Genomic DNA, 20,880 nt, shown 5'->3' on the forward strand with positions numbered 1-20,880 from the left:
ATTTTAAGATAAATAAAAAGAATCTATTTTGAAAAAAATTATTCAAAATAGATTCTCACATTTTAGTATTAAGATTATTTTAATAAAAAATAATTTCTAAGCCTTAGAAATATCAACAAATCCTTCTCCAAATACATCACGAACATCGTGTATAGCGATGAACGCAGCCGGGTCCGTAGTTTGAACAATCCGTTTTAGCTTCACTACTTCTTGCTTATTAATAACAATATAAAGAATTTCCTTCGGAGTTTTCGTGTAATAGCCATGACCTGAATACACGGTAACCCCTCTGCCCATTAAGGTAGTTACCTTCCCGGCAATTTCATTCGGGTTATCAGAAATAATCGTAATGGCTTTCTTCGGATTTAAACCTTCAATTACAAACTCCATCACTTTCGTTGCTACATATAGCATAATAATTGTTATCATCAGTTTTTCTGCACCAATGATGAAATAAGATGAAAACGCAACGATTAAATCGAAGAACAGTAGACCGTAGCTAATGCTCCACCCTAAATACTTATGCGTCATCCTTGCTAAAATCGTAGTACCTGCAGTTGTTCCGCCAACACGAATGATAAGACCAATCCCGCACCCGATAAATATTCCTCCGAAAATGGCATTTACGAGCATTTCATCTGAAGCAATCGTCCAGCCTTCTGTCAAATGAAGAAATAGCGAGTTCGTAACTACAGCGATAATCGTATAAATTGTTGTGATCTTGTTTAAAAATTTATAACCAGCTATTAACAATATTGCATTTAAAATTAAGTTGACTAAGCCTGGTGACCACTCAAATAAATAGTACGTAATAATCGTGATACCTGTTACCCCGCCCTCACCAAACTCGTTCGGGATAACAAACAAATTGACACCTAACGCAAAAAGAAATGCACCAATAATAATAAAAATAATGTCTGTCGTTCTTTTTTTCATACAGTACCTCACTTCTTATGTAAATATTTATTCTGCCATAAACTCTCACCATTATATCGTGGAATATTCAAATCGAACAGTGGTTTATTTTTATTTTAATATAGGATGATAAAACAACTTTATCCTATATCCACATGTAATTTAAAAAGTAAAACAACTGTATTTATTATGTACTACAAGTAAAGTTTTGATTTCACATGCAATTCACGCTAAAAAATGAATATGAACACTTACTCGCACAAACTTCGAATAAAAAACAAATAGGCGAAGCTATAGAATAGACTTCGCATCAAGCGTGTGAGCACAGAGATTTATATAAATTTTTATATTCATACATTACAGGAATAAATTTACTTATCTTTCTCCATATATTCTTTAATCTTTCGTTCTTCCCACTCTTTTCCGAATATCCCAAATGGAAAAGTTGTCAAACCGTGTATAACGATACCGATCCCCCAACCTCCAAGTGGATATAAAAACCATAATTTGCTTGAATCAGAGCTTATATTTATAAAAAAAAGCATTAAGTTAACTAGTATATAGACCGTTAAATGAATGTAAAACGCTTTTAAATTCTCCATCCTTTTTTTAGCTCGTAAATAAACCTCATCTCGCTCCATCCTTAAACACCTCTTTCATTATTGTATTTTTTAAACTCGCTCCGATTTAAACATCATATTCTAATCGAAAATCCCTTATTCTCAAAAAAACACAAAATAAAAAATACCCATCAAATTGTCATACACATGATAATTTGATGGGTACTGCATGATACATTTAGTTTTTACATTTATTGTTTGGAGTAAATTGCAAATAACGACTTATACTCGCCTTATTAAGACCAGATCCATACATCCTCATTATTTTCAACGTTGCTCTTTACTTCATGAACTTTTTCGATATGATCCGTTGTGTTGTAGTTAATAGAAATTCCGCCCCAGCCTACATACTTCATATCAATTTTTACTTTCTCACCCGTATTAAATACTTGTCCTTTAGTTAAGTACACTTCAATAATAGCTTTCTTCCCATTTACTGATGGATACTGCACTACAACATATTTAGTAGAACTATCTCCTTCATCTTCCATCGTTCCTACTTTTGATACTTCCCCAATTACATAATCAGGAGAACCATCTTCTTTCATGTGCATACCTAATTTATTTGACGTATTTTCAACTGTATTTGCACTCATATATTCAGTAAAATTACGCATCATAGATCCAGTAGCTTTAACCTCATCCCCTACTTTCACATTTGAAAGGGAATCTATATATACACTTACAGGCTCCTCATATTGCTTAGATTTTACGACAATTACACCGTTATCTACTTCTACTACTCGCCCTTCTAACGTCGAGAAATTCGATTCAATAGAAGCGGCACTCGCTTTTGATAGTTCTAATCCTGGTAAATTCGTTCCTGATAATGCTGCGATCCCTAAAGCACCTGCTAAAATTATTTTTTTCATACCCATATGTAACCTCTCCATTCATGATGATTATATTTTTTTGATTGGATACGACCAACCTGTAACCATTATAGTTACAGGTTATAAAAAATAGCAACCTCCTTTCGCATGCAATGTTGCATACTGTAATTTTTAAATATAAAGTTTGATAAAAAGATTTATTGTATTTTATTCATATATTCAACAATATTGTTAGGTTCATAAATAACAGCAGGTGTATTTGTTAATGGTGGCGAAATTAAATGTCATGTACTATGTTCTTCAACTCTACGGTTTGTATAGTCGTAGTTAATTACATTATGTAGGAGCGGAATTAATATGTTAATGAAACCAAAAAGATTACAGCCAGGAGATATTGTGGCGACAGTAAGTTCTTCATGGGGAGGTGCTGGTGATTCTAAGCTAAGATGGCGATATGAGCAAGGAGTAAAAAGATTAGAAGACGTCTTCGGTCTTAAGGTTGTCCCAATGCCAAATAGTTTAAAAGGTAGCGAATACCTTTACAACAACCCTGAGGCTCGTGCAGAAGATTTAATGACAGCATTTAAAGATACTCGTATTAAAGGAATTATTACGAATATTGGCGGTGAAGATAGCATCCGTTTACTTCCTTATATAGATTTTAATGTTATACGCGAAAATCCGAAAATCTTTATGGGCTACTCTGACGATACCGTTTCACATTTGTTTTGTCATAAAGCAGGAATTCCCTCTTTTTACGGTCCAGCAATCTTAACTGATTTTGCCGAAAATGTGGAGATGGATCCATATACAATTGAAATGGTGAATCGAACTCTCTTTTCAAATGAGAATATTGGCGAGATTCAACCAGCTCATGAATGGACGAGTGAGCGTTTAGAATGGATAGAGGCGAATAAGGATCAACGGCGTACGATGCAGCAAAACAATGGATATGAGCTACTTCAAGGCTCTACTACTGTACAAGGGCGTTTAATTGGTGGTTGTATGGAAGTACTGGAATTTGCAAAAGGAACGGAACTTTGGCCTAAGAAAAAACATTGGGAGAATAGTATCCTTTTCTTTGAAACTTCTGAAGACCATCCAGAACCAAGTTATATAAAGTATTGGTTACGAAATTATGCAGCGCAAGGCATTCTACAAAAAGCAAAAGGCATCATTTTTGGTAAACCAAAAGACGAAAAGTATTATGAAGAATATAAACACGAAATACTGAAAGTTATGAAAGAACATAACTTAGAAGATTTGCCGATTCTTTATAATTTAAATTTTGGCCATACCGAACCAAAGTTTATTTTACCTTACGGTGCGATGGCAGAAATTGATTGTGAAAATGAGTCTTTCTCTATTTTAGAAAGTGGTGTGGAATAAAGTGGAAATTTAAATAAGCGTGGGGGTTCCCTCCCCCATCTCAATCAAGCTTAGAGTGTTAAGAAATTATAAATGTTAGGTGTTCTAGAACATGAGGACACCTATGTCTTTGTAATTATTGAATAATCAGTTGCAGTTCGTTACGAATCACCAAAAAAAAATAAATTATCCTTTCCTAATAATTCTACAGAAAGGATAGCTTATTTTTTTGCTTTATAGGTTGTATAAAACCTTAGCTTGATATCGATGTAGCGTGACCCAAAATAGCCGATAACCTACACTAAACAAAATACCAAAATATCCCTTTAAACTGATATAATGAAATATAGAATACTATATAAAACTACAGGAGGCTATTATTGGATAAACTTTTTGATCATATGAAAACAAGGTTCATTTTAATGTGGGCTATTATCTCGTTTGTAATAATGATGTTTATTTTACCTTTATTATTCAAAGAAATTCCTAAAGATGTAAAGTTAAATATCGCTCTTATTATTTCAATTTATGCTATCCCTATGTTTTGGATTGGTTTTAAGTTTAAAAGATATAATATCTCGTTTAAAACTTACTTGTCAAAACCATCTTCCTTTTCTTTTAGAACAATTTTTGCATCAGCAATTATGACTATGCTTTTTGGATTAGGTATGTTATTGCTAATCGTGATGGTATTTTCATTACTACCAACGGACACTTCGTTAGAGGATACAAACGAAATAGTTAAAACAAAAAGCATGTGGTTTGTTTTAATGAAAGCCATAACTCTTTCTTTCATCGCTCCTATCTGTGAAGAAATTTTGTTCAGAGGCTTTATTCTTAGTCGTTTTACGTATAAATTTGGAATAAAAAAGGCAGTTATATTCTCTTCCGTCTGCTTCGGTATTTTACATTTAAATAATGTATTTGGAACCACACTATTTGGGATTATTTCTTGTTTAATGTACTTGAAAACTAAAAGTTTATTCCCTTCTATAATAGCTCACATGGTTAATAATATAATTGTAGCTTCGAGAGATATCTTTTCTGCTTTACAGTCTACAAGCACACCTTCAGCACAACCTGATTTAACTATCATTCTTTTAATATCTACTGTGCTAATAACAATTGGATTAATGTGGATTATCCCTTTTATTAAAAGGCATTCAGAACTATTAAGATATAATAGTTTACCACCATTGAAGCACACCACAACTTAATTAAAATTGTTACTATGTGAAGGATTTTTCATTTTGGGTTAATCTGTTTTCTTAGGTTGATGGACAAGGGACCATCAACCACTTTATATCCTTTTCATTCACCCCCTCTGCCTAACCATTACAGAATTATCCCAGAAAAACTCCCCTTCATTACTTCTTTTTCAAGTTGATTCCTACATGTAAATAGCGCAATAATTTTTGTGCGATTTTTTTCATCGGGTTCAAATTGTTCAATGGTTACGTCACAACGAATGGTATCACCGCTAAAGACAGGACGTAAAAATTCAAAGTCCATCTTGCGAGCTAGCACGTTATAATCACCGCCAATTTTTGTAGGCAACGTTGATGTTAAAAGTCCTTGTACAACAAATCGTCCTTGTTCATCCGGTGTAACATGATGAACACCTTCATCTTTAGATACTTCTGTAAATAAAACAACATCTTCTTTTGTAAAAGTTCGCTCAAAGGTGATTTTTTCGCCTACTTGCAATTTCATCCATACCCCTCCTCAAAAACACTTTTAAAATAAGAAAAACCGAAATTAAAAATCATTTCGGTTTTCAAAACTGTAGAAGTCTATATTTACTTTAGCGAATGAACAAACAACCCACTACGAAGTTTCGGTTCAAACCACGTTGATTTCGGCGGCATTACTTCTCCAGCGTCTGCGATTGTTAATAAATCTTCCATTGATGTCGGATATAATGCGAATGCTGCTTTGTATTCACCGCTATTCACAAGACGTTCTAGTTCTTCTAATCCGCGGATTCCGCCGACGAAATCAATGCGTGAATCTGAGCGTGGATCATGTATTTCAAGCACCTGACTTACTAAATGATCTTGTAAAATAGATACATCTAAACGCCTAACAAGATCATTCGCATCAAACGTTTCCTCTTTCACAGTGAGCTTATACCACTTCTCGTTTACATACATTCCAAATGATTTTGGCTCATTTGGTTTATACGGTGAACCCCCTGCTTCTTCCACATAAAAATATTGCGCAACTTGCTTTAAAAATTGCTCTACTGATAAGCCATTTAAATCTTTCACAACCCGGTTATAGTCCCAAATTGATAATTCATCATGAGGGAATAAAACAGATAGGAAGAAATTGAATTCCTCTTCTCCTGTGTAATTCGAATATTGCTCTCTTCGCATTAGCCCTACTTTTGCAGCTGATGCAGAGCGGTGATGTCCATCTGCAATGTACAAGTTAGGAATATCTTCAAATGCCTTTACTAAAGTGGCAATTACTTCTTCATCTGCAATCTTCCACGCAACATGCTCCACACCATCTTCTGCTGTAAATTTATAGATTGGCGCATGTTCTTCTTTCCAGCTTGCAATGAAACGTTTCACTTCTTCTTTTGTACGATACGTTAAAAAGATTGGCCCCGTATTTGCGTCACACACATCTACGTGGCGAATACGATCAAGTTCTTTTTCATGACGCGTTCTTTCATGTTTTTTAATTGTATCATCTTCATACTCGTCAATCGATGTACAAACGACAAGGCCTGACTGCGTTCTTCCTTGCATCGTCAGTTCATAAATGTAAAGCGCTGGCTCCTCATCTTGAACGAACACTTCTTCTTGTATAAATTGCTTTAAATTTTCACCCGCTTTTTCATATACGCGATCATCGTACGGTGAAAGTGCCGGGTCTAAATCAATTTCTGCTTTATCAACGTGTAAGAAAGAATATGGATTCCCTTTTACAACTTCTCTTGCCTCTTCACTATTTAATACGTCATAAGGAAAAGCTGCTACTTGTGCTGCTTTTCCTTCTACTGGACGAATAGCACGAAACGGTCGGATTTTTGCCAAGTTTCTCTCTCCTTTACACAATCATTCGAACAGCTACAACACCTGTGATTTTGCTTATATTTTCCACAATATTCTCTTTCATTATATCATCAATTCCGTTATCAATATCAATCATTGTGTACGCCCAAGAATGTTTACTACGATTAATCATATCCGCAATATTAATATGATGTTCTGCTAAACATCCTGTAATTTGTCCTACCATGTTCGGAACGTTTTGATGCATAATTGTAATTCGTTTTTTTCCAATGTACGGAAGTTCTACGTTTGGATAGTTTACTGAATTACGAATATTACCTGTCTCTAAATATTCACGTAATTGACGTGCAGCCATTACTGCACAATTTTCTTCAGATTCAGACGTAGATGCACCGAGATGAGGAGTTGCTGTTACATTTTTCATCTTTATAACATTTTCATTCGGAAAATCCGTTACGTAATGCTGAATAATCTCTTCATCTAGCGCTTTTCGAAGAGCTGTTTCATCAACAAGTGCCCCTCTTGAGAAATTGAATAGACGCATTCCTTTTTTCATCGTTTCGATCGCGTGTTCACCAATAATCCCCTTCGTTTGGTTCGTAAGAGGAATATGAAGTGTAATATAATCACATGTTGCAAAAATTTCATCTAAGCTAAACGCTCTTTGTACTTGCGTAGAAAGACGCCATGCTGTTTCAACAGATATATACGGATCGTATCCGACAACGTCCATCCCTAAAGATAACGCATCGTTCGCAACTAAAGCACCAATTGCGCCAAGACCGATAACACCTAAACGTTTCCCTGCAATTTCTGACCCAACGAATTGCTTCTTCCCAGCTTCAACAAGCTGTGGTACTTCTTCTCCATCCAACTCTTTCGTCCAGCTCACTCCGTTTATAATATTACGGGAAGACATAATAAGGCTTGCGATAATAAGTTCCTTCACTGCATTCGCATTAGCCCCTGGCGTATTAAATACTACAATCCCTTTTTCCGTACAACGCTCAACAGGAATATTATTTACACCGGCACCAGCTCTTGCAATTGCCTTTAAATCTTCGGAAAACTCTTCTTGATGTAAAGAATAGCTGCGAAGTAAAATACCATCTGGATGACCTACTTTGTCTCCAATTTCATAGCGATTCCCATCAAAAATTTGCAAACCCTTTTCCGCAATTTGATTTAACGTCTGAACACGAAACATATCCCCATCTCCCTATCTATTTTCAAGCTCAAATTCCTTCATATAGTCTACTAATTCTTGTACACCTTGGGTTGGCATCGCATTGTAAATACTAGCGCGCATACCGCCGACTGAACGATGTCCCTTTAGCGTAACGAAACCGCGCTCTTTCGATTTTTGTAAAAACTGATTGTTAAGCTCCTCTGACGGTGTTGTAAACGGAATATTCATAAGTGACCGATACGTGGGATCAACTGGTGAAGTAAACAATTTAGATTCATCTAAAAAATTGTAAAGAAGTGAAGATTTCATTCTATTTTGTTCTTCAATCGCAGATACCCCGCCTTGTTCTTTCAACCACTCTAGTACAAGTTTTGCTACATAAATACTAAAGGTTGGCGGTGTATTATATAGGGAGTTATTTTCACTGTAAGTTTCATAGTTTAACATCGTAGGACAAGTACTATTTGCACTGCCAATTAAATCTCTTTTTATAATTACAATCGTTAAACCCGCTGGCCCTAAATTCTTTTGCGCACCCGCATATATGAGACCAAACTTCGTAACATCATATTGTTCTGATAAAATATTTGAGGACATATCCGCAACGAGCGGTACTCTTTCTAAATGTGGAATATCCACATATTTTGTCCCCTCAATTGTATTGTTCGTTGTAATATGTACATAATCTAGTTCTTCACCATTTGGTAAATCATCCATTTTAGGAATCGTAGTAAACTTCTCTTTTTCAGAAGAAGCAATCACTTGTACTTCTCCTACTTTTCCGGCTTCTTGCAGCGCCTTTTTAGACCATGAACCTGTCAGTACGTACCCAGCTTTTTTATACGTACTCATTAAATTTAACGGTATCATAGAAAATTGTAATGACGCACCGCCCTGTAAAAATAAAACTTCATACTCATCAGGAATGTTCATTAATTCACGAAGTAAGCTACTTGCTTCATCAATAATACTTTGGAAATAAGAAGATCTATGGCTCATTTCCATAACAGACATGCCTGTCCCGTTATAATTTACAAGCTCCTTTTGCACTTTCTCTAAAACTGGCAAAGGGAGTATAGATGGTCCTGCTGAAAAATTATACACTCTCTCCATCACCCAGATAACCTCCCTATTTCTCATTTTTATTATTTTTTAAACTTTCTGAATTATAACCTATATACAATACACGGTCAATTTGTTTTCCGTTATTACGGCGCAAGACGCAATGGAATCGCTCGCATGTGCACCCTGCTTTTTATAAACATACAAAAAAGTGTTAAGTACATAATCGTACTTAACACTCTAGTAATTAAGTATAATAGCTACTTACTCGTAAAGAACCGATCGAAAATTTGATAAATAGCTGAAAGACCAAAGAGCCAATAAATAGTATCCACAAGCGCCGGCATAGAACCAAACCATTTCTCAACTACATTATAATCTAACGCCACAAACAACCAATTCAAACCGCCAAGAATCACCAAAATTACTGTAAGGTATGACAAAAATTTCATTATGATTGCCCCCTAGGTGATAAGATGGTGAAAGGCCTTTCACTAAAATATATGTAATAGATTCTAAAACTTACCTATTTTATAAAATTTATTTTCGATACCAGCCATTAATAACTGTCTCTGCTTCTTTACTATGTATTTGATATGAATGATTACTATCATTAGATCCGATAAACCAAATTGAAAAACCTTTAAAATATGGCTTCGCTTCTAATACATCTCGGTAAGCACGCCACCCGTTAAGTTGTACATCTTTCGAAAACACATTCGTAACATCTGGGTTCCACGGGCTTTGTAGTCCAAGTTCACGTGCTGGCACATTAAATCCACCAAAATAAACTGGCTTTCCAGTTGTTTTATGTAATGTCTCAAGTTGCTGAACGACATTTTGGCCACGATTGTATACTGTCGTCGCAAATAAGCTTTGTTTTACTTCTTCGTATGATGGATTTCTTTTTCCTGAAACTTCAAACCAACTATCAATACTTACAATGTCCACCTTTTTTAAATACGGGCGATTTATTTTCTCTTTAAATTTCGCCTCAAAAGAAGGATCCCAACTTGCAGTTAACCACCAGTTCATTTGATACAAAACATTTCCTTTATACTGCTGGCGAACAAAATTAATCGTATCATTCCAATATCCTTCTGCATATTCCATATTCACGAAATTAGAAGCGATTTTCAGCCCATAAATATTGTACTTACTTGTAATGGAATTAAAAATATCTTGTAAAACAACAGTTTTCCAATTCCAGAAGAAATCGTTAATATTACTAGGGTTCCACTCTGTTTCTCCAATATTTCCTTGCTGAATAAACGGAAACGGCTCCAATATAACTTGTATATTATGCTTTAATAATTCTTGAATTAAAATAATAGCTTGTTTCTTTTGCGCCTGATTAATTACCATATTAGCCGAATTTACATCCGAAATATCTACTTGAATAGGTACATTCACCGTATTTAAATTCAAGCGCTCTACATCTGCTAACACTTTCGCTACATTGCCTACTTCCCATACCGTTACGTTTCCTGATTTTATTTTTCCAGATTGAACAGTATTTACATCCGCCTGTATATTTCCCTGGAAACAAAAAGAAAACAACATGATACACGCTCCTAAAATACTTACTAAACTCTTACTTTTCTTCACAAGTTTCCTCCTATAATTTTTGACATACTTGCTTATTCTATACAATGTTTCACATATATTCCACAAGAATATTAATGAAATTTCATCAATAAAAATGCTATTCACCCTTTATCCATACCTTATTCATACTAACCTCCTAAAAATAGTAAGGTAAATAAAAAAGGAGCGTATTTCCGCTCCTTTTTTATCTTTTCACGATTGAAGTTATTGAATTTTTTCTGATAATCTAACCACATCTATCTTTTCTTATAAATAAATTTTTATACTCATAAATGTATCAAAAAATTTTTATCTATATTCGCTTTTTGTTTGTATTACTTTTACATTTACTTCATTCGTATTACTTTCATATCTTTGAATATTCATGATTACACCTCCATTATATTTGTATATAACATCCGCCTAATTATGATATTTGGTAAAATTCACTATTCGAGACGTAATTATTGCAGTAATTAAGATAATAATAGCGGTTATCAAGCCAGATTCTCCAATCCAAATCTCAGTTTGATATCCTGTACTTGCACGTGTGAAAGGTCCTTGAATAATGGCATTCCAAGTAGCATGGATGATAACCGAAGGCCAAATGCTACCTGTGATAAGTCGTAAATAAGCTGTAATATAACCGAATGGCACAATACAAAGATAGATACCAAGTACTGAAAGAACGACAGATGGTCCCGCTACATATAGGCCAGCAATAACAATTGGAACATGCCACGTTGCCCAAATCAATCCACTAATAAGGATGGGCCGTGAAAACTCTGCATCAACTAGCCTTGTGAGCATATAACCTCGCCACCCCATTTCTTCTCCCAAAGCTGGGATTAAGCCAAGCAAGCTTCCGAAAATGCCGCTCAATACTACTAGATAAATGAAACTGAATGGTGCCGTTACATACTGAAGTCCAAGCATATTGTAGATTGGTTCTAACATACCACCTTCGGGATGCTGAAACCCCGCAATTCCGCTCAACCAGGCGATAGAATAAGTAATTCCGCAAATAATCATAGGGATTAGCAGAGCAAAACCAATCCCCTTCCATATCTTTAAGTTACCGAGACTAAAAGATACATCTTTAAACCCTTCTTTCAGTATTATGCGAGTCAAAATAGAAGATAATGCTGGGGTAAACATATATACCACAATAAGCGGCATACTTTTCGTAATTATTACTACTACATTTAGGATAATAGAAGTAATGATTAAGATACTCAGAAATAGTTGAAGTCCTATTTTAGCACGTTGGATTTTATCTTTATTGTGGAACGATTTTGCGTGTAATCTCATTGTAATCCGCCCTTCCCTTTTCATTCACTTGTTTATCGAATTTACTTCTTGTCATTTCTACAGACACAACTTAGAATAAAAATATTTTTGTATACAGATTCATTCATCTTTAAAATCCCTCCCAAATTCATAATCTAGTTTTACTTGCGACTCATCCATGCAATTATTATTTATAAGTTGTCATAACCGATAGTACAAAAGTGTAATGATTAGCATATGACCTGTGTCAATTAACCTTATGACAATATGTAACTAGAAAATATGATATGGAATAAATAACAATTGAATTAAGGCAATTGATTCGTGCAAGTACATGAATCAATCTCGCTTTTAAAAATAATTCAATTGAGGTGGAAAAAAATGAATAAGAAAAGAATAATTGCAATGGTTAGTACAGCTTTATTAGTCACAGGATGTGTAGAAGTAGGAAAGGCTCAAACAGTAGCAGTCGAAAATTCAGGCCAATCAATCCAAAAAAATATAGTTAAATCAATACAATCACAGGCTTATCCATTAAAAACGATAGAGCCGTCAAAATCATTTGAGGATTTAAAACCACTTAAGAAAATGATTGGGAGCGCACAATATGTAGGATTAGGAGAGAATACTCATGGAAGCTCTGAAATTTTCACTATGAAGTTTCGCCTTGTGAAATATTTGGTTACTGAGATGGGTTTTACAAATTTCACAATGGAAGAAGATTGGGGAAACGGCTTAAAGCTAAATGAATATATCCAAACAGGAAAAGGAAACCCTAGGGAATTTTTAAATTATTTATATCCTACTGATGAAATTTTAGCCATGATTGAGTGGATGAAAGATTATAATGCTGATCCATCCAATAAAAAAAAGATCCAATTTATTGGGCTCGACTTAAAGGAGTTGGACCAAGGTTGCTTTAATAAAGTAATTGATTATGTAAGGCTGCATCGACCAGATTTGCTGGCAGAAGTAGAAGAAAATTATAAAGAATTGTCGGCTTTTAATGGAAGTACACAGGAATATATGGACCTTGCTCCTGAAATAAAAGAAAAGTTCAAAGCAAACGCTGAGAGAGTAGCTCGATTACTAAAAGATGAGAATAAGCAATCCAACACAGAAATAGCTTCACCCGAGTACATCTGGGCGAAAGCAACGGCAAGTGCAATAGAGAAATTTACCACAATGCTAATTCCTAACGACTATCCAAGTATGTTAAGGCTACATGAGCAATACTTGGCCGATCATGCAATGTGGGCACAAGAGACATTGGGTGGTAAAACAATGGTATGGGGACACAATATTCATATAGCTAAAGGAATTATCGATGAGAAATTATACCCTTATGTTGCGGGGCAGTATTTGAAGGAACGTTTAGACAATAATTATGTCACAATTGGCAGTACAACTACGGAGGGGAATTTCACCTTATACAACGACACAGGAGATAAGATTATAACGGATCCGATTCCACAAGATGTAAATAGTTTCAATTATACTCTCGGAAAAGTACCATATAAAATGTTTTTATTGGATAATCGTCACCTTAAAGGACCAGCAGAGAAATGGGTTAAAGCAAAAAGACCATTACTAAGTATAGGGGCACGACTCTTACCGAACGAATCGGCATACTTTGATAAGTCATTGCTTGAGCAATTTGATATTATTTTTCATATTCGAAAAACAAGTCCATCTCATATTAAATAAAAGTACAAAACAATCCCTTCTCGCATCTGCAAGAACGGGATTGTTTTATGGAGATTAATATAAGCATCTTTTTTAACCAGAAGTAGGTTACTCTCCCCTTTTTAGCATCATTTAGAAATGTCATATGACACTTTTACACTAGTGAGAATGACAAAAAAAGCAGTACAATTCGGTTATTACATAGATAGGAGCGATGAACTTTATGAAATCAAGATTCATCCAGAATGGTTATTTTTTATTGCTAACTTTCGTTACAGGATTGTTTTATTTTTGTTTTTATCTAATAGCTCTGCTATTCAGTTTCACCCTTTCATTTACGGTAATTGGGATTCCACTAGTTATACGCGTACTACAGACTACTACACCTTTTATCCAATTCGAGCGCATACAGACGAAAATTTATACAGATATTTCAACAGACTCTTATGATAGAAGTATAACAATAGATACATCGAACTGGACTCAGGTGAAATTAGTGCTTACAGATCATCGTACTTGGTCTGCTGTCTTTTGGTTAATGCAGAAATTAGTGATTGGCATTTTCAGTCTCATTAGTGCAATCATTTTTTATGTAATGCCACTTATGTTGCTGTTGGCACCACTACTGTATCAATACATCGAAATGAATATTATATTCATACAGATAGATACTTTTGCCAAGTCCCTCTTTGTAATGTTTATGGGTATAGTATTTACCGCCATAAGTATTAGAATAGTAGATGGTTTGACAAAGAAACTTGGGGGCTATACACGTAGCATGATTCGGCAACTAAATCGATAGAAGTTTGCAATCTGTGCGTAGTATCGCAGTTTTAAATTTAAAAGTATAATAGGCATGAAGGATTAAATTATAATATATGAAGTAAAAAGGTAGGCTACTTAGGGGGTAAATGACTTGTTAGATATGGTTAAGTATTGGTTTTGGTACGATTGGATTATGTTAGGGATACGTCTACTTACTAGTGTGTCTATCATCCTAGCTACATTAAGTTTTCAGGATGGGTTAACATTGCCACTTTGGATTATTATTCTTTGGGAGGTTGTTGCCTTCTCAATTCCATGGGTAGCCTTACTGTTCAATTACAAATATTACTTGTTCACAGAAATACTGCTATATGGTGGACAATGTATATATTTAACCTCATTATTTCCGGAAGCTTACAACATATTTCTTATATCAGTGTTTCTAATTGCTGTAAATAGTAAGCATTTGTCCTATTATTGGACAGCTCCAACAACAGTTTTTATAACAACTGGAATTTTCTATGCTGTTGCGCCAAGTAATAGCTATTGGACTATGGTCACCTACTATGGATTCGCTTATGTAATGGGATTCGCTTTTCATTTATTAATCGCCAATCATAAGCAAAATGAAGTAATTCGTAAACAAAACGCGGTACTTGAGCAATATATGTCTCAGATTGAACGCATTACACTGGCAGAAGAACGGAACAGGCTGTCGAGCGAGCTTCATGATACAGTTGGTCACGCTTATACTTCTATTATTATGGGGATGGAAACGTTGCGTACCGAACTTGCTACTGAGATGGGTATACAGAGGCTAGATTCTCTGCTTGAAATGGGACGTAAAAGTATTGAGGACGTGAGAGGTTACCTACATCAAATGGATTCTCCGTGTCAATCCCCTTCCTTGATTCAATCTCTACAAAATCTTGGAGCCGAATTTCAGGAGCACGCTCAGGTAAATGTAAGTTTTAGGACATTCGGAGAGGAATATCAACTATCTCAGCAAGCGAAGATCGCATTCATTCGTTGCTTACAAGAGTCCCTTACGAATGCAGTACGTCATGGCCAGGGGACTGAAATTATAGTTTCATTGCAGTTTGAACAACAATATACGAGGTTAGAAGTTCAAGATAATGGAAAAGGAAATGTAGAATGGCAGGAAGGCTTCGGTATGAATGCGATGAAAGAACGGGCAATGAATTTGCAAGGTCAATTGTCTGTATATACAAAGCCAGAGGAAGGAATGCTTGTTACATGTACCATACCGCGACAAACTGAAATAAAAGATGGACTTATTCGTTTGTTAATTGTAGATGATCAGCCATTTGTTCGGGAAAGTTTGAGGACACTACTCGATAGATATGAAGATTTAAATGTAGTCGGTTTGGCTGAGGATGGCAATCAAGCCATCGATTTGTGTGGGCGCCTTCAACCCCATGTTATACTTATGGATTTAGATATGCAGCACATGGATGGAGTCGAAGCAACCAAAAAGATTAAGCAACAATGGCCACATATCCGCGTATTGATTTTTACAACTTTTCAAGATACCGAACAGGCGTTGGAATCGCTTCGCAACGGTGCGGATGGTTTTTTACTCAAATCTATTGAAACGTTGGAGCTAGCTAATACGATCCAACTTATTCACAAAGGTGGGACACTGATTGATCAGGGAATGTCTCACAAAATATTTGAGAAGTTTGATGAGCAAAAAGAGACACCTCAATCAAAAGCAACCGCCTATGAGCTAACAGCTAGGGAGATAGAAATATTGCAGCTAGTAGCAAAAGGACTTCGATACACTACCATAGCATCAAGGTTATATTTATCGAATGGTACGGTCAGAAACTATGCTTCCACAGCTTATACAAAGTTAGGAGTCCGTAACAAAGAAGAAGCTGTTCAAAAGGCTCTAGAAATTGGAATTATTGAATAGCAAAATGTTATGCGGTGTATAAAAATGAGCAACAAAGAAAAAGAACACTTTGTGTGGTTTCTTTTGTAACAGAGTAAATAAGGCCCGTTATCGTATAAGTAAATGTTAAAACACTTACTGTTTTGTCATAATAAAATCATTGAATCTTATTCTCTAAAATACAAAAGCCTACTATCAATTTAACTGATAGTAGGCTTTTAAAATGATTTAAGAACTGGGTTATGTTCTAATTTAACAGTTTTCATCAGTGGAAATATTATCACTTCGGCTGTAAAGTTAATACTTCCCCTTCAATTCCATCTGTATTTAAAGTAGTCGTATGATACTCACCATTCACCCAATCATCTATTTGATCATGATACCAATCGCTTCTAAAATGTCCTGACTGTCCCGGCCCCACTATATGATAACCGTTTGACATATCTTTCGTATCAATGACAAATCGCCAAGAAGCTCCATGATTTACAATACCGTTATCTCCGTAATTCGCTGCTTGAACAGTAACTTGACTTCCTCCAATTGGAACTGGTTTCTCACGATTAAATGCGAGTAGTGCCAATATACTAGATGATCTCGAAATTGGATGTGTAAAAGCAAGTTGATGGTAATCGCCCCACTTCCACTCTGCAACATTCGGTCCATATTCCTTCTGTAATTTTTTCATTACATTCTCGTACGATGTATGCACAACTTTCGTGAACCCTCCGTACTTCGTAAACCAAGCGCTATTTTCTCCTGCTACTTCTTTTCGAATCAATTCATCAACTACTTGTGACTTCCCTTCAAATAACTCCATCACATCTTTCGGTATTTCTTTTGAAAATAGCGTATTCGAAATCTCTTTCATTAACAAATGGAATATTAATGGTGCAGCTTCATCTTTACTATCGTAAAAATTCCACTTTGTTAATTGTTTTACGCCTTCTTTCTCTACTTCATTTAAAGATGCTTTATTTAACTCTTTTAAAAATATAGGAGCAAATTCTTTCCCGTATAAATTTTTTTGATCCATCTGTAACTCTTCTAAATCTTTTACCGTATACTTATCCTTCTCTTGCAAAAACTCTTGAATACGCATTTGCCTGTAGGGTTGCGCCCACGTATTACTAATATGGTACGGATAATTATCATCAACAATTTTATTATTTGCAGTTGAAATAAACCCTTGTTTTGGATTTATTACTTTCGGTAGCTGATCAAACGGAATATACCCTTCCCATTCATATTCATCTGTCCATCCTGGCACTGGCAAACTACCATCACCTTTTTTACGCACTGGTATATTTCCATTCGCTTTGTAAGCAATGGTTCCATCATTTGATGCAAACACAAAGTTTTGAGTTGGTGTATGAAAATCTTGAAGAGCCGTTTCAAACTCATTCCAATCTTTCGCCTTATTCATATTTAATACAGCCTTTAATTCAGCGGAAGGCTCCAAAGCAGTCCATTTCAAAGCGAATACTGTTTTTGTTTTCTCTTTTCCTTTATCCGCAAACTCTGAAATAACTGGACCATGCCTCGTAACCGTAACGTTATACGGAATTGTTTTCCCGCCTTTTACTTTAATAGATTCATCAACAACCGTAGCCTTTTCCCATTTATCGTTATACAAAAATTCATTTTCATTATTAGGATTTCGCTTCTCAATATATAAATCTTGCACATCAGGACCTGTATTCGTAACGCCCCATGCTATTTTGTCATTGTGTCCTAATATAACGCCTGGTACTCCTGCGAAAATAACGCCACTCACATGTAAATCTTTCATTTCAAGTTGCGATTGATACCAAATAGAAGGTGTCGCAAGAGATAAATGAGGATCATCCGCTAAAATCGGCTTACCAGATACACTCTTTTCACCACTCACAACCCAGTTATTACTACCGTTAAACTCTGGTGGAATAACTGTCTTTGAAAAACTTTGTGCTACATCCACATTTGTATTTTTCAATTCAGCTAGCAATCTAGGCGCATCTTTCGGATATGTAGGAAATAGCTCATTTGCTTGCTCTTCCGGAAGATTTTTCAACGCCCAATATCGAAATGCTTGTCCGTGCCAATGTCCTCCTAAATCAAACGCCATATACTTTCCAATCGTTAAAGAGTCCACAATTGACCATTCAGCAGGTTCATAACCTAATAGAGTAAACTCCACTGGCAATTTCTTTTCGGCCTTCGCTTCACGTATAAAAGTATTCACCCCATCCGCGAATGATTGCAGGGCATATTTCGCTTCTCCATCATATTGACTAACAGATGCTTCTGCCGCTCGCCGTAAACCCAGCGTTCGAAACAATTTATCTCGATCAACAGCTGCTTCCCCTACAACTTCACTTAACATACCAGAAGCTTGTCTTCTACTTAAATCCATTTGAAACAAACGATCTTGCGCTTGTACATACCCTTGCGAGAAATATAAATCATGCGCATTTTCCGCTTTAATATGTGGTACACCTTTACTATCCCGCTTTACCGCAACAGCATGTTGTATATCCTCTAGCTTTATCGTTCCATCTATCTTTGGCATAGATCTCAGCGTATATATGTTCAAAAAAATCATAGCGCAAATAAACAAAAAAAGAACGATACTACTAGACCAAATAAAAATTCTTTTTCCCCTTTTTCGTTTCTTTTTTATGACGACTTCCATACAATCCCTCCTCTCTCAATCTATTCGCTTCTATTGTGAAAGAACCTTTTAGAAAAGAAGAAATCATTAACTTGCTCATGCTATGGATCATACAAACTGAATACTTCTCTCTTACGCACTATTTCCTTTCCTTTATTAAAGCTTACTCGTCCTTTCTTACACCAATTCCTCAAAATCCCCTTCACATAAGCAAGTGTCCCCTTATTATTTTCAAACGCAATTTTAAGTGCCTCTAGTACTTTATCTCCTGAAACTCTTTGCATCCATCCCTTTAATTCCTTCACTATATATGGAGATAAACTACTAATATTTTGTTCGTAAAACTTGTAAACTTCACTATGCGGAGTGACCTCCTCTACTATTTCTACCTCTTCCTTCTCTTGAATAATTGCTTGTTGTGAATTACTACTAACCTCTTCCTCTGGCATACCAAAATACTGAAGTAATAACGGAATCTTGCATTCTTCTTCAAGACATTTACGCAAAAACTTATGTAGGAACTCTTTACTTTTCACCATTTTCAGCTCACGTAATACACATTTCTCTATGTTCGTATTAAAAATAGGATTATAGTGTAGCCAATTTATAATGAATAACTCTTTCGTTTCCGCATCATATAAAATCTTCCCGTATTCCACAAACCGGTTCAATAACTTCTCAACAGTCTCCATACTGTAACCAGTTTCAAGCTCTGCCAAACGTTTTGGCAATATGTAAATACCACATTGCTTCGTTTTCGTATCAGTTAACAAATATATATAAAAATAACGCTCTTCTGGCGTTAAATCTAATATGAATTCATCTTGCCAAAAGTTCACCTGCACATTACGGTACACCGCCATATGTTTCCCACCTCCTTTTATTCATAAAAAGGTAAATTTCAATCCTTCAATATACATATAGGAATGAGGGCTTTGTTTTTGCATTTGAATTCCAAATTTTTTTAACTACTACAACGACGGTTTTATTTTTTCGCGCTTTTTTGTTCTTGTAGTTGTTTTTGTTTTGTTTTTTCTTAGTGATTTATTACTTGGTAGGGGCTTATAAGGGGCTTATATAGTGTTTTCATTCCTCTCTTATCCGATGCCTAATTACAAATGTCTCCAACAATCTTCATATATTGCAGACAACCATTATGATTCACCTGCTCATATTTACACGAAAATAAAAAGCACCCGTTGCCTTCGTAGACAATTCAGTGCTTTAAGGTTGAAAGTTTATAAATAAAAGTGTCTATAATCGAAATAGTTGATTGAAATACAATTCTGTTACATTTATTTTAGTAACGATAATATGATACATACCGTATTATCTACAACTGAACGTTCTGGGCGAGATTTCATTAACACCGTTAATCCAATTAATGAAGTGACTAGCGTTTGCGCCAATGCTTTAGCATTCACATCACTTTGTAATTCTCCAGACTGAATACCTTTGGCGATCAATTCTTGAAATATAACTGAAAGATACATTTGATGTTCTCTAGTCAACACTTCAAATTTTTCATTATGAGGAGAAAGCTCCACCATTGTGTTAATACAAAAACAGCCTTTATTTGATTCTTTTTTATATTCCTCTTCCACCATATTTTCAAAAAATATACGAATGGCCTCTTTTACAGATTGTTCTTTTTGAAGTTTCGTTCGAATGCTAGCTGCGTGTAAATTCGTGTATCTCCGTAACGCAGCTTCAAACAGCCCTTCTTTATCACCAAATGCTGCATATAAACTCGGTCTTTGTATTTCCATTTTAGCAGTTAGATCGCTTAATGAAGTAGCGGCGTATCCTTTTTCCCAAAAAAGTTGCATAGCAGCATCCAAAGCTTTTTCTTTATCAAATTCACGTAGTCGAGCCATTTAATCCCTCCTCTTTTTTCACCTGTTTTCTAAATTATAAATCACTTTTTTATGTACTAATCAGTATATTATATATCGTATTAAATTATAAATG

At 35.3% G+C, this 20,880-nt stretch carries 18 protein-coding genes; 5 read left to right on the plus strand and 13 right to left on the minus strand.

Annotated features, from left to right (window positions below):
- Positions 1-96 precede the first annotated feature (96 nt).
- The 3 genes from ABH957_RS04580 to ABH957_RS04590 form a co-directional block, all read right to left on the minus strand.
- Positions 97-936, minus strand: coding sequence for a YitT family protein (locus ABH957_RS04580; protein ID WP_000747487.1), 840 nt, complete (start codon positions 934-936; stop codon positions 97-99).
- A gap of 350 nt (positions 937-1,286) precedes the next feature.
- Positions 1,287-1,556, minus strand: a complete 270-nt coding sequence (locus ABH957_RS04585) for a 2TM domain-containing protein (RefSeq protein WP_002128109.1) — start codon at positions 1,554-1,556, stop codon at positions 1,287-1,289.
- Positions 1,557-1,771: 215 nt separating this feature from the next.
- Positions 1,772-2,413, minus strand: a complete 642-nt coding sequence (locus tag ABH957_RS04590) for a hypothetical protein (RefSeq protein WP_404453121.1) — start codon at positions 2,411-2,413, stop codon at positions 1,772-1,774.
- A 312-nt stretch (positions 2,414-2,725) separates the two neighbouring features.
- Here ABH957_RS04590 and ABH957_RS04595 point away from each other — a divergent pair, with 312 nt between their 5' ends.
- On the plus strand, positions 2,726-3,757 hold the full coding sequence (locus ABH957_RS04595) for a S66 family peptidase (RefSeq protein WP_404449638.1): 1,032 nt from the start codon (positions 2,726-2,728) through the stop codon (positions 3,755-3,757).
- 359 nt (positions 3,758-4,116) lie between these two features.
- On the plus strand, positions 4,117-4,953 hold the full coding sequence (locus ABH957_RS04600; RefSeq protein WP_404449640.1) for a CPBP family glutamic-type intramembrane protease: 837 nt from the start codon (positions 4,117-4,119) through the stop codon (positions 4,951-4,953).
- A gap of 118 nt (positions 4,954-5,071) precedes the next feature.
- Here the strand turns inward: ABH957_RS04600 and ABH957_RS04605 are convergent, their stop codons facing one another.
- From ABH957_RS04605 to ABH957_RS04635, 7 genes are all read right to left on the minus strand, one after another.
- Complete coding sequence (locus tag ABH957_RS04605) at positions 5,072-5,449, minus strand: hotdog family protein (RefSeq protein ID WP_404449642.1); 378 nt, start codon at positions 5,447-5,449, stop codon at positions 5,072-5,074.
- An 86-nt stretch (positions 5,450-5,535) separates the two neighbouring features.
- The gene (locus ABH957_RS04610) at positions 5,536-6,783 is read right to left on the minus strand and encodes a DUF1015 domain-containing protein (RefSeq protein WP_404510686.1); all 1,248 of its coding nucleotides are present in this window, start codon (positions 6,781-6,783) and stop codon (positions 5,536-5,538) included.
- 13 nt (positions 6,784-6,796) lie between these two features.
- The gene (locus ABH957_RS04615; RefSeq protein WP_404510688.1) at positions 6,797-7,969 is read right to left on the minus strand and encodes a 3-phosphoglycerate dehydrogenase family protein; all 1,173 of its coding nucleotides are present in this window, start codon (positions 7,967-7,969) and stop codon (positions 6,797-6,799) included.
- Between the two features lie 12 nt (positions 7,970-7,981).
- Positions 7,982-9,064: a 3-phosphoserine/phosphohydroxythreonine transaminase gene (gene serC, locus ABH957_RS04620; RefSeq protein ID WP_404453119.1), complete on the minus strand. Its 1,083-nt coding sequence runs from the start codon at positions 9,062-9,064 to the stop codon at positions 7,982-7,984.
- Positions 9,065-9,273: 209 nt separating this feature from the next.
- A complete protein-coding gene (locus ABH957_RS04625; protein ID WP_002084566.1) occupies positions 9,274-9,465 on the minus strand; it encodes a DUF378 domain-containing protein in 192 nt (63 codons plus the stop codon).
- Between the two features lie 88 nt (positions 9,466-9,553).
- Positions 9,554-10,621, minus strand: coding sequence for a glycoside hydrolase family 113 (locus ABH957_RS04630; RefSeq protein WP_404449650.1), 1,068 nt, complete (start codon positions 10,619-10,621; stop codon positions 9,554-9,556).
- A gap of 402 nt (positions 10,622-11,023) precedes the next feature.
- Complete coding sequence (locus tag ABH957_RS04635; RefSeq protein ID WP_113935888.1) at positions 11,024-11,911, minus strand: type II CAAX endopeptidase family protein; 888 nt, start codon at positions 11,909-11,911, stop codon at positions 11,024-11,026.
- Between the two features lie 360 nt (positions 11,912-12,271).
- Here ABH957_RS04635 and ABH957_RS04640 point away from each other — a divergent pair, with 360 nt between their 5' ends.
- From ABH957_RS04640 to ABH957_RS04650, 3 genes are all read left to right on the plus strand, one after another.
- Entirely contained in the window at positions 12,272-13,597 is a 1,326-nt protein-coding gene (locus tag ABH957_RS04640) for an erythromycin esterase family protein (protein ID WP_404449654.1), read from the plus strand.
- A gap of 202 nt (positions 13,598-13,799) precedes the next feature.
- A complete protein-coding gene (locus ABH957_RS04645; protein WP_404453117.1) occupies positions 13,800-14,378 on the plus strand; it encodes a sensor domain-containing protein in 579 nt (192 codons plus the stop codon).
- Positions 14,379-14,492: 114 nt separating this feature from the next.
- Complete coding sequence (locus ABH957_RS04650) at positions 14,493-16,280, plus strand: response regulator (RefSeq protein ID WP_404453115.1); 1,788 nt, start codon at positions 14,493-14,495, stop codon at positions 16,278-16,280.
- Positions 16,281-16,539: 259 nt separating this feature from the next.
- Here ABH957_RS04650 and ABH957_RS04655 read toward each other — a convergent pair whose 3' ends face one another.
- The 3 genes from ABH957_RS04655 to ABH957_RS04665 all read right to left on the minus strand — a co-directional run bounded on the left by ABH957_RS04655 (position 16,540) and on the right by ABH957_RS04665 (position 20,786).
- Positions 16,540-18,930, minus strand: a complete 2,391-nt coding sequence (locus ABH957_RS04655; RefSeq protein WP_404449658.1) for a penicillin acylase family protein — start codon at positions 18,928-18,930, stop codon at positions 16,540-16,542.
- Positions 18,931-19,010: 80 nt separating this feature from the next.
- Positions 19,011-19,772, minus strand: coding sequence for a DnaD domain-containing protein (locus tag ABH957_RS04660; RefSeq protein WP_404510690.1), 762 nt, complete (start codon positions 19,770-19,772; stop codon positions 19,011-19,013).
- Between the two features lie 432 nt (positions 19,773-20,204).
- Positions 20,205-20,786, minus strand: a complete 582-nt coding sequence (locus ABH957_RS04665; protein ID WP_404453111.1) for a TetR/AcrR family transcriptional regulator — start codon at positions 20,784-20,786, stop codon at positions 20,205-20,207.
- Positions 20,787-20,880 lie beyond the last annotated feature (94 nt).

The organism is Bacillus sp. RC242 (assembly GCF_044908245.1).
Lineage (GTDB): Bacteria > Bacillota > Bacilli > Bacillales > Bacillaceae_G > Bacillus_A > Bacillus_A mycoides.

Excerpts from the sequence above, each read along its gene's own strand:
- ABH957_RS04585 (WP_002128109.1), bottom strand. The coding sequence starts at position 1,556 with ATGGAGCGAGATGAGGTTTATTTACGAGCTAAAAAAAGGATGGAGAAT.
- ABH957_RS04615 (WP_404510688.1), bottom strand. The coding sequence starts at position 7,969 with ATGTTTCGTGTTCAGACGTTAAATCAAATTGCGGAAAAGGGTTTGCAA.
- serC (WP_404453119.1), bottom strand. The coding sequence starts at position 9,064 with ATGGAGAGAGTGTATAATTTTTCAGCAGGACCATCTATACTCCCTTTG.
- ABH957_RS04635 (WP_113935888.1), bottom strand. The coding sequence starts at position 11,911 with ATGAGATTACACGCAAAATCGTTCCACAATAAAGATAAAATCCAACGT.
- ABH957_RS04595 (WP_404449638.1), top strand. The coding sequence starts at position 2,726 with ATGTTAATGAAACCAAAAAGATTACAGCCAGGAGATATTGTGGCGACA.
- ABH957_RS04640 (WP_404449654.1), top strand. The coding sequence starts at position 12,272 with ATGAATAAGAAAAGAATAATTGCAATGGTTAGTACAGCTTTATTAGTC.
- ABH957_RS04665 (WP_404453111.1), bottom strand. The coding sequence starts at position 20,786 with ATGGCTCGACTACGTGAATTTGATAAAGAAAAAGCTTTGGATGCTGCT.
- ABH957_RS04655 (WP_404449658.1), bottom strand. The coding sequence starts at position 18,930 with ATGGAAGTCGTCATAAAAAAGAAACGAAAAAGGGGAAAAAGAATTTTT.
- ABH957_RS04580 (WP_000747487.1), bottom strand. The coding sequence starts at position 936 with ATGAAAAAAAGAACGACAGACATTATTTTTATTATTATTGGTGCATTT.
- ABH957_RS04645 (WP_404453117.1), top strand. The coding sequence starts at position 13,800 with ATGAAATCAAGATTCATCCAGAATGGTTATTTTTTATTGCTAACTTTC.
- ABH957_RS04605 (WP_404449642.1), bottom strand. The coding sequence starts at position 5,449 with ATGAAATTGCAAGTAGGCGAAAAAATCACCTTTGAGCGAACTTTTACA.
- ABH957_RS04625 (WP_002084566.1), bottom strand. The coding sequence starts at position 9,465 with ATGAAATTTTTGTCATACCTTACAGTAATTTTGGTGATTCTTGGCGGT.
- ABH957_RS04660 (WP_404510690.1), bottom strand. The coding sequence starts at position 19,772 with ATGGCGGTGTACCGTAATGTGCAGGTGAACTTTTGGCAAGATGAATTC.
- ABH957_RS04590 (WP_404453121.1), bottom strand. The coding sequence starts at position 2,413 with ATGGGTATGAAAAAAATAATTTTAGCAGGTGCTTTAGGGATCGCAGCA.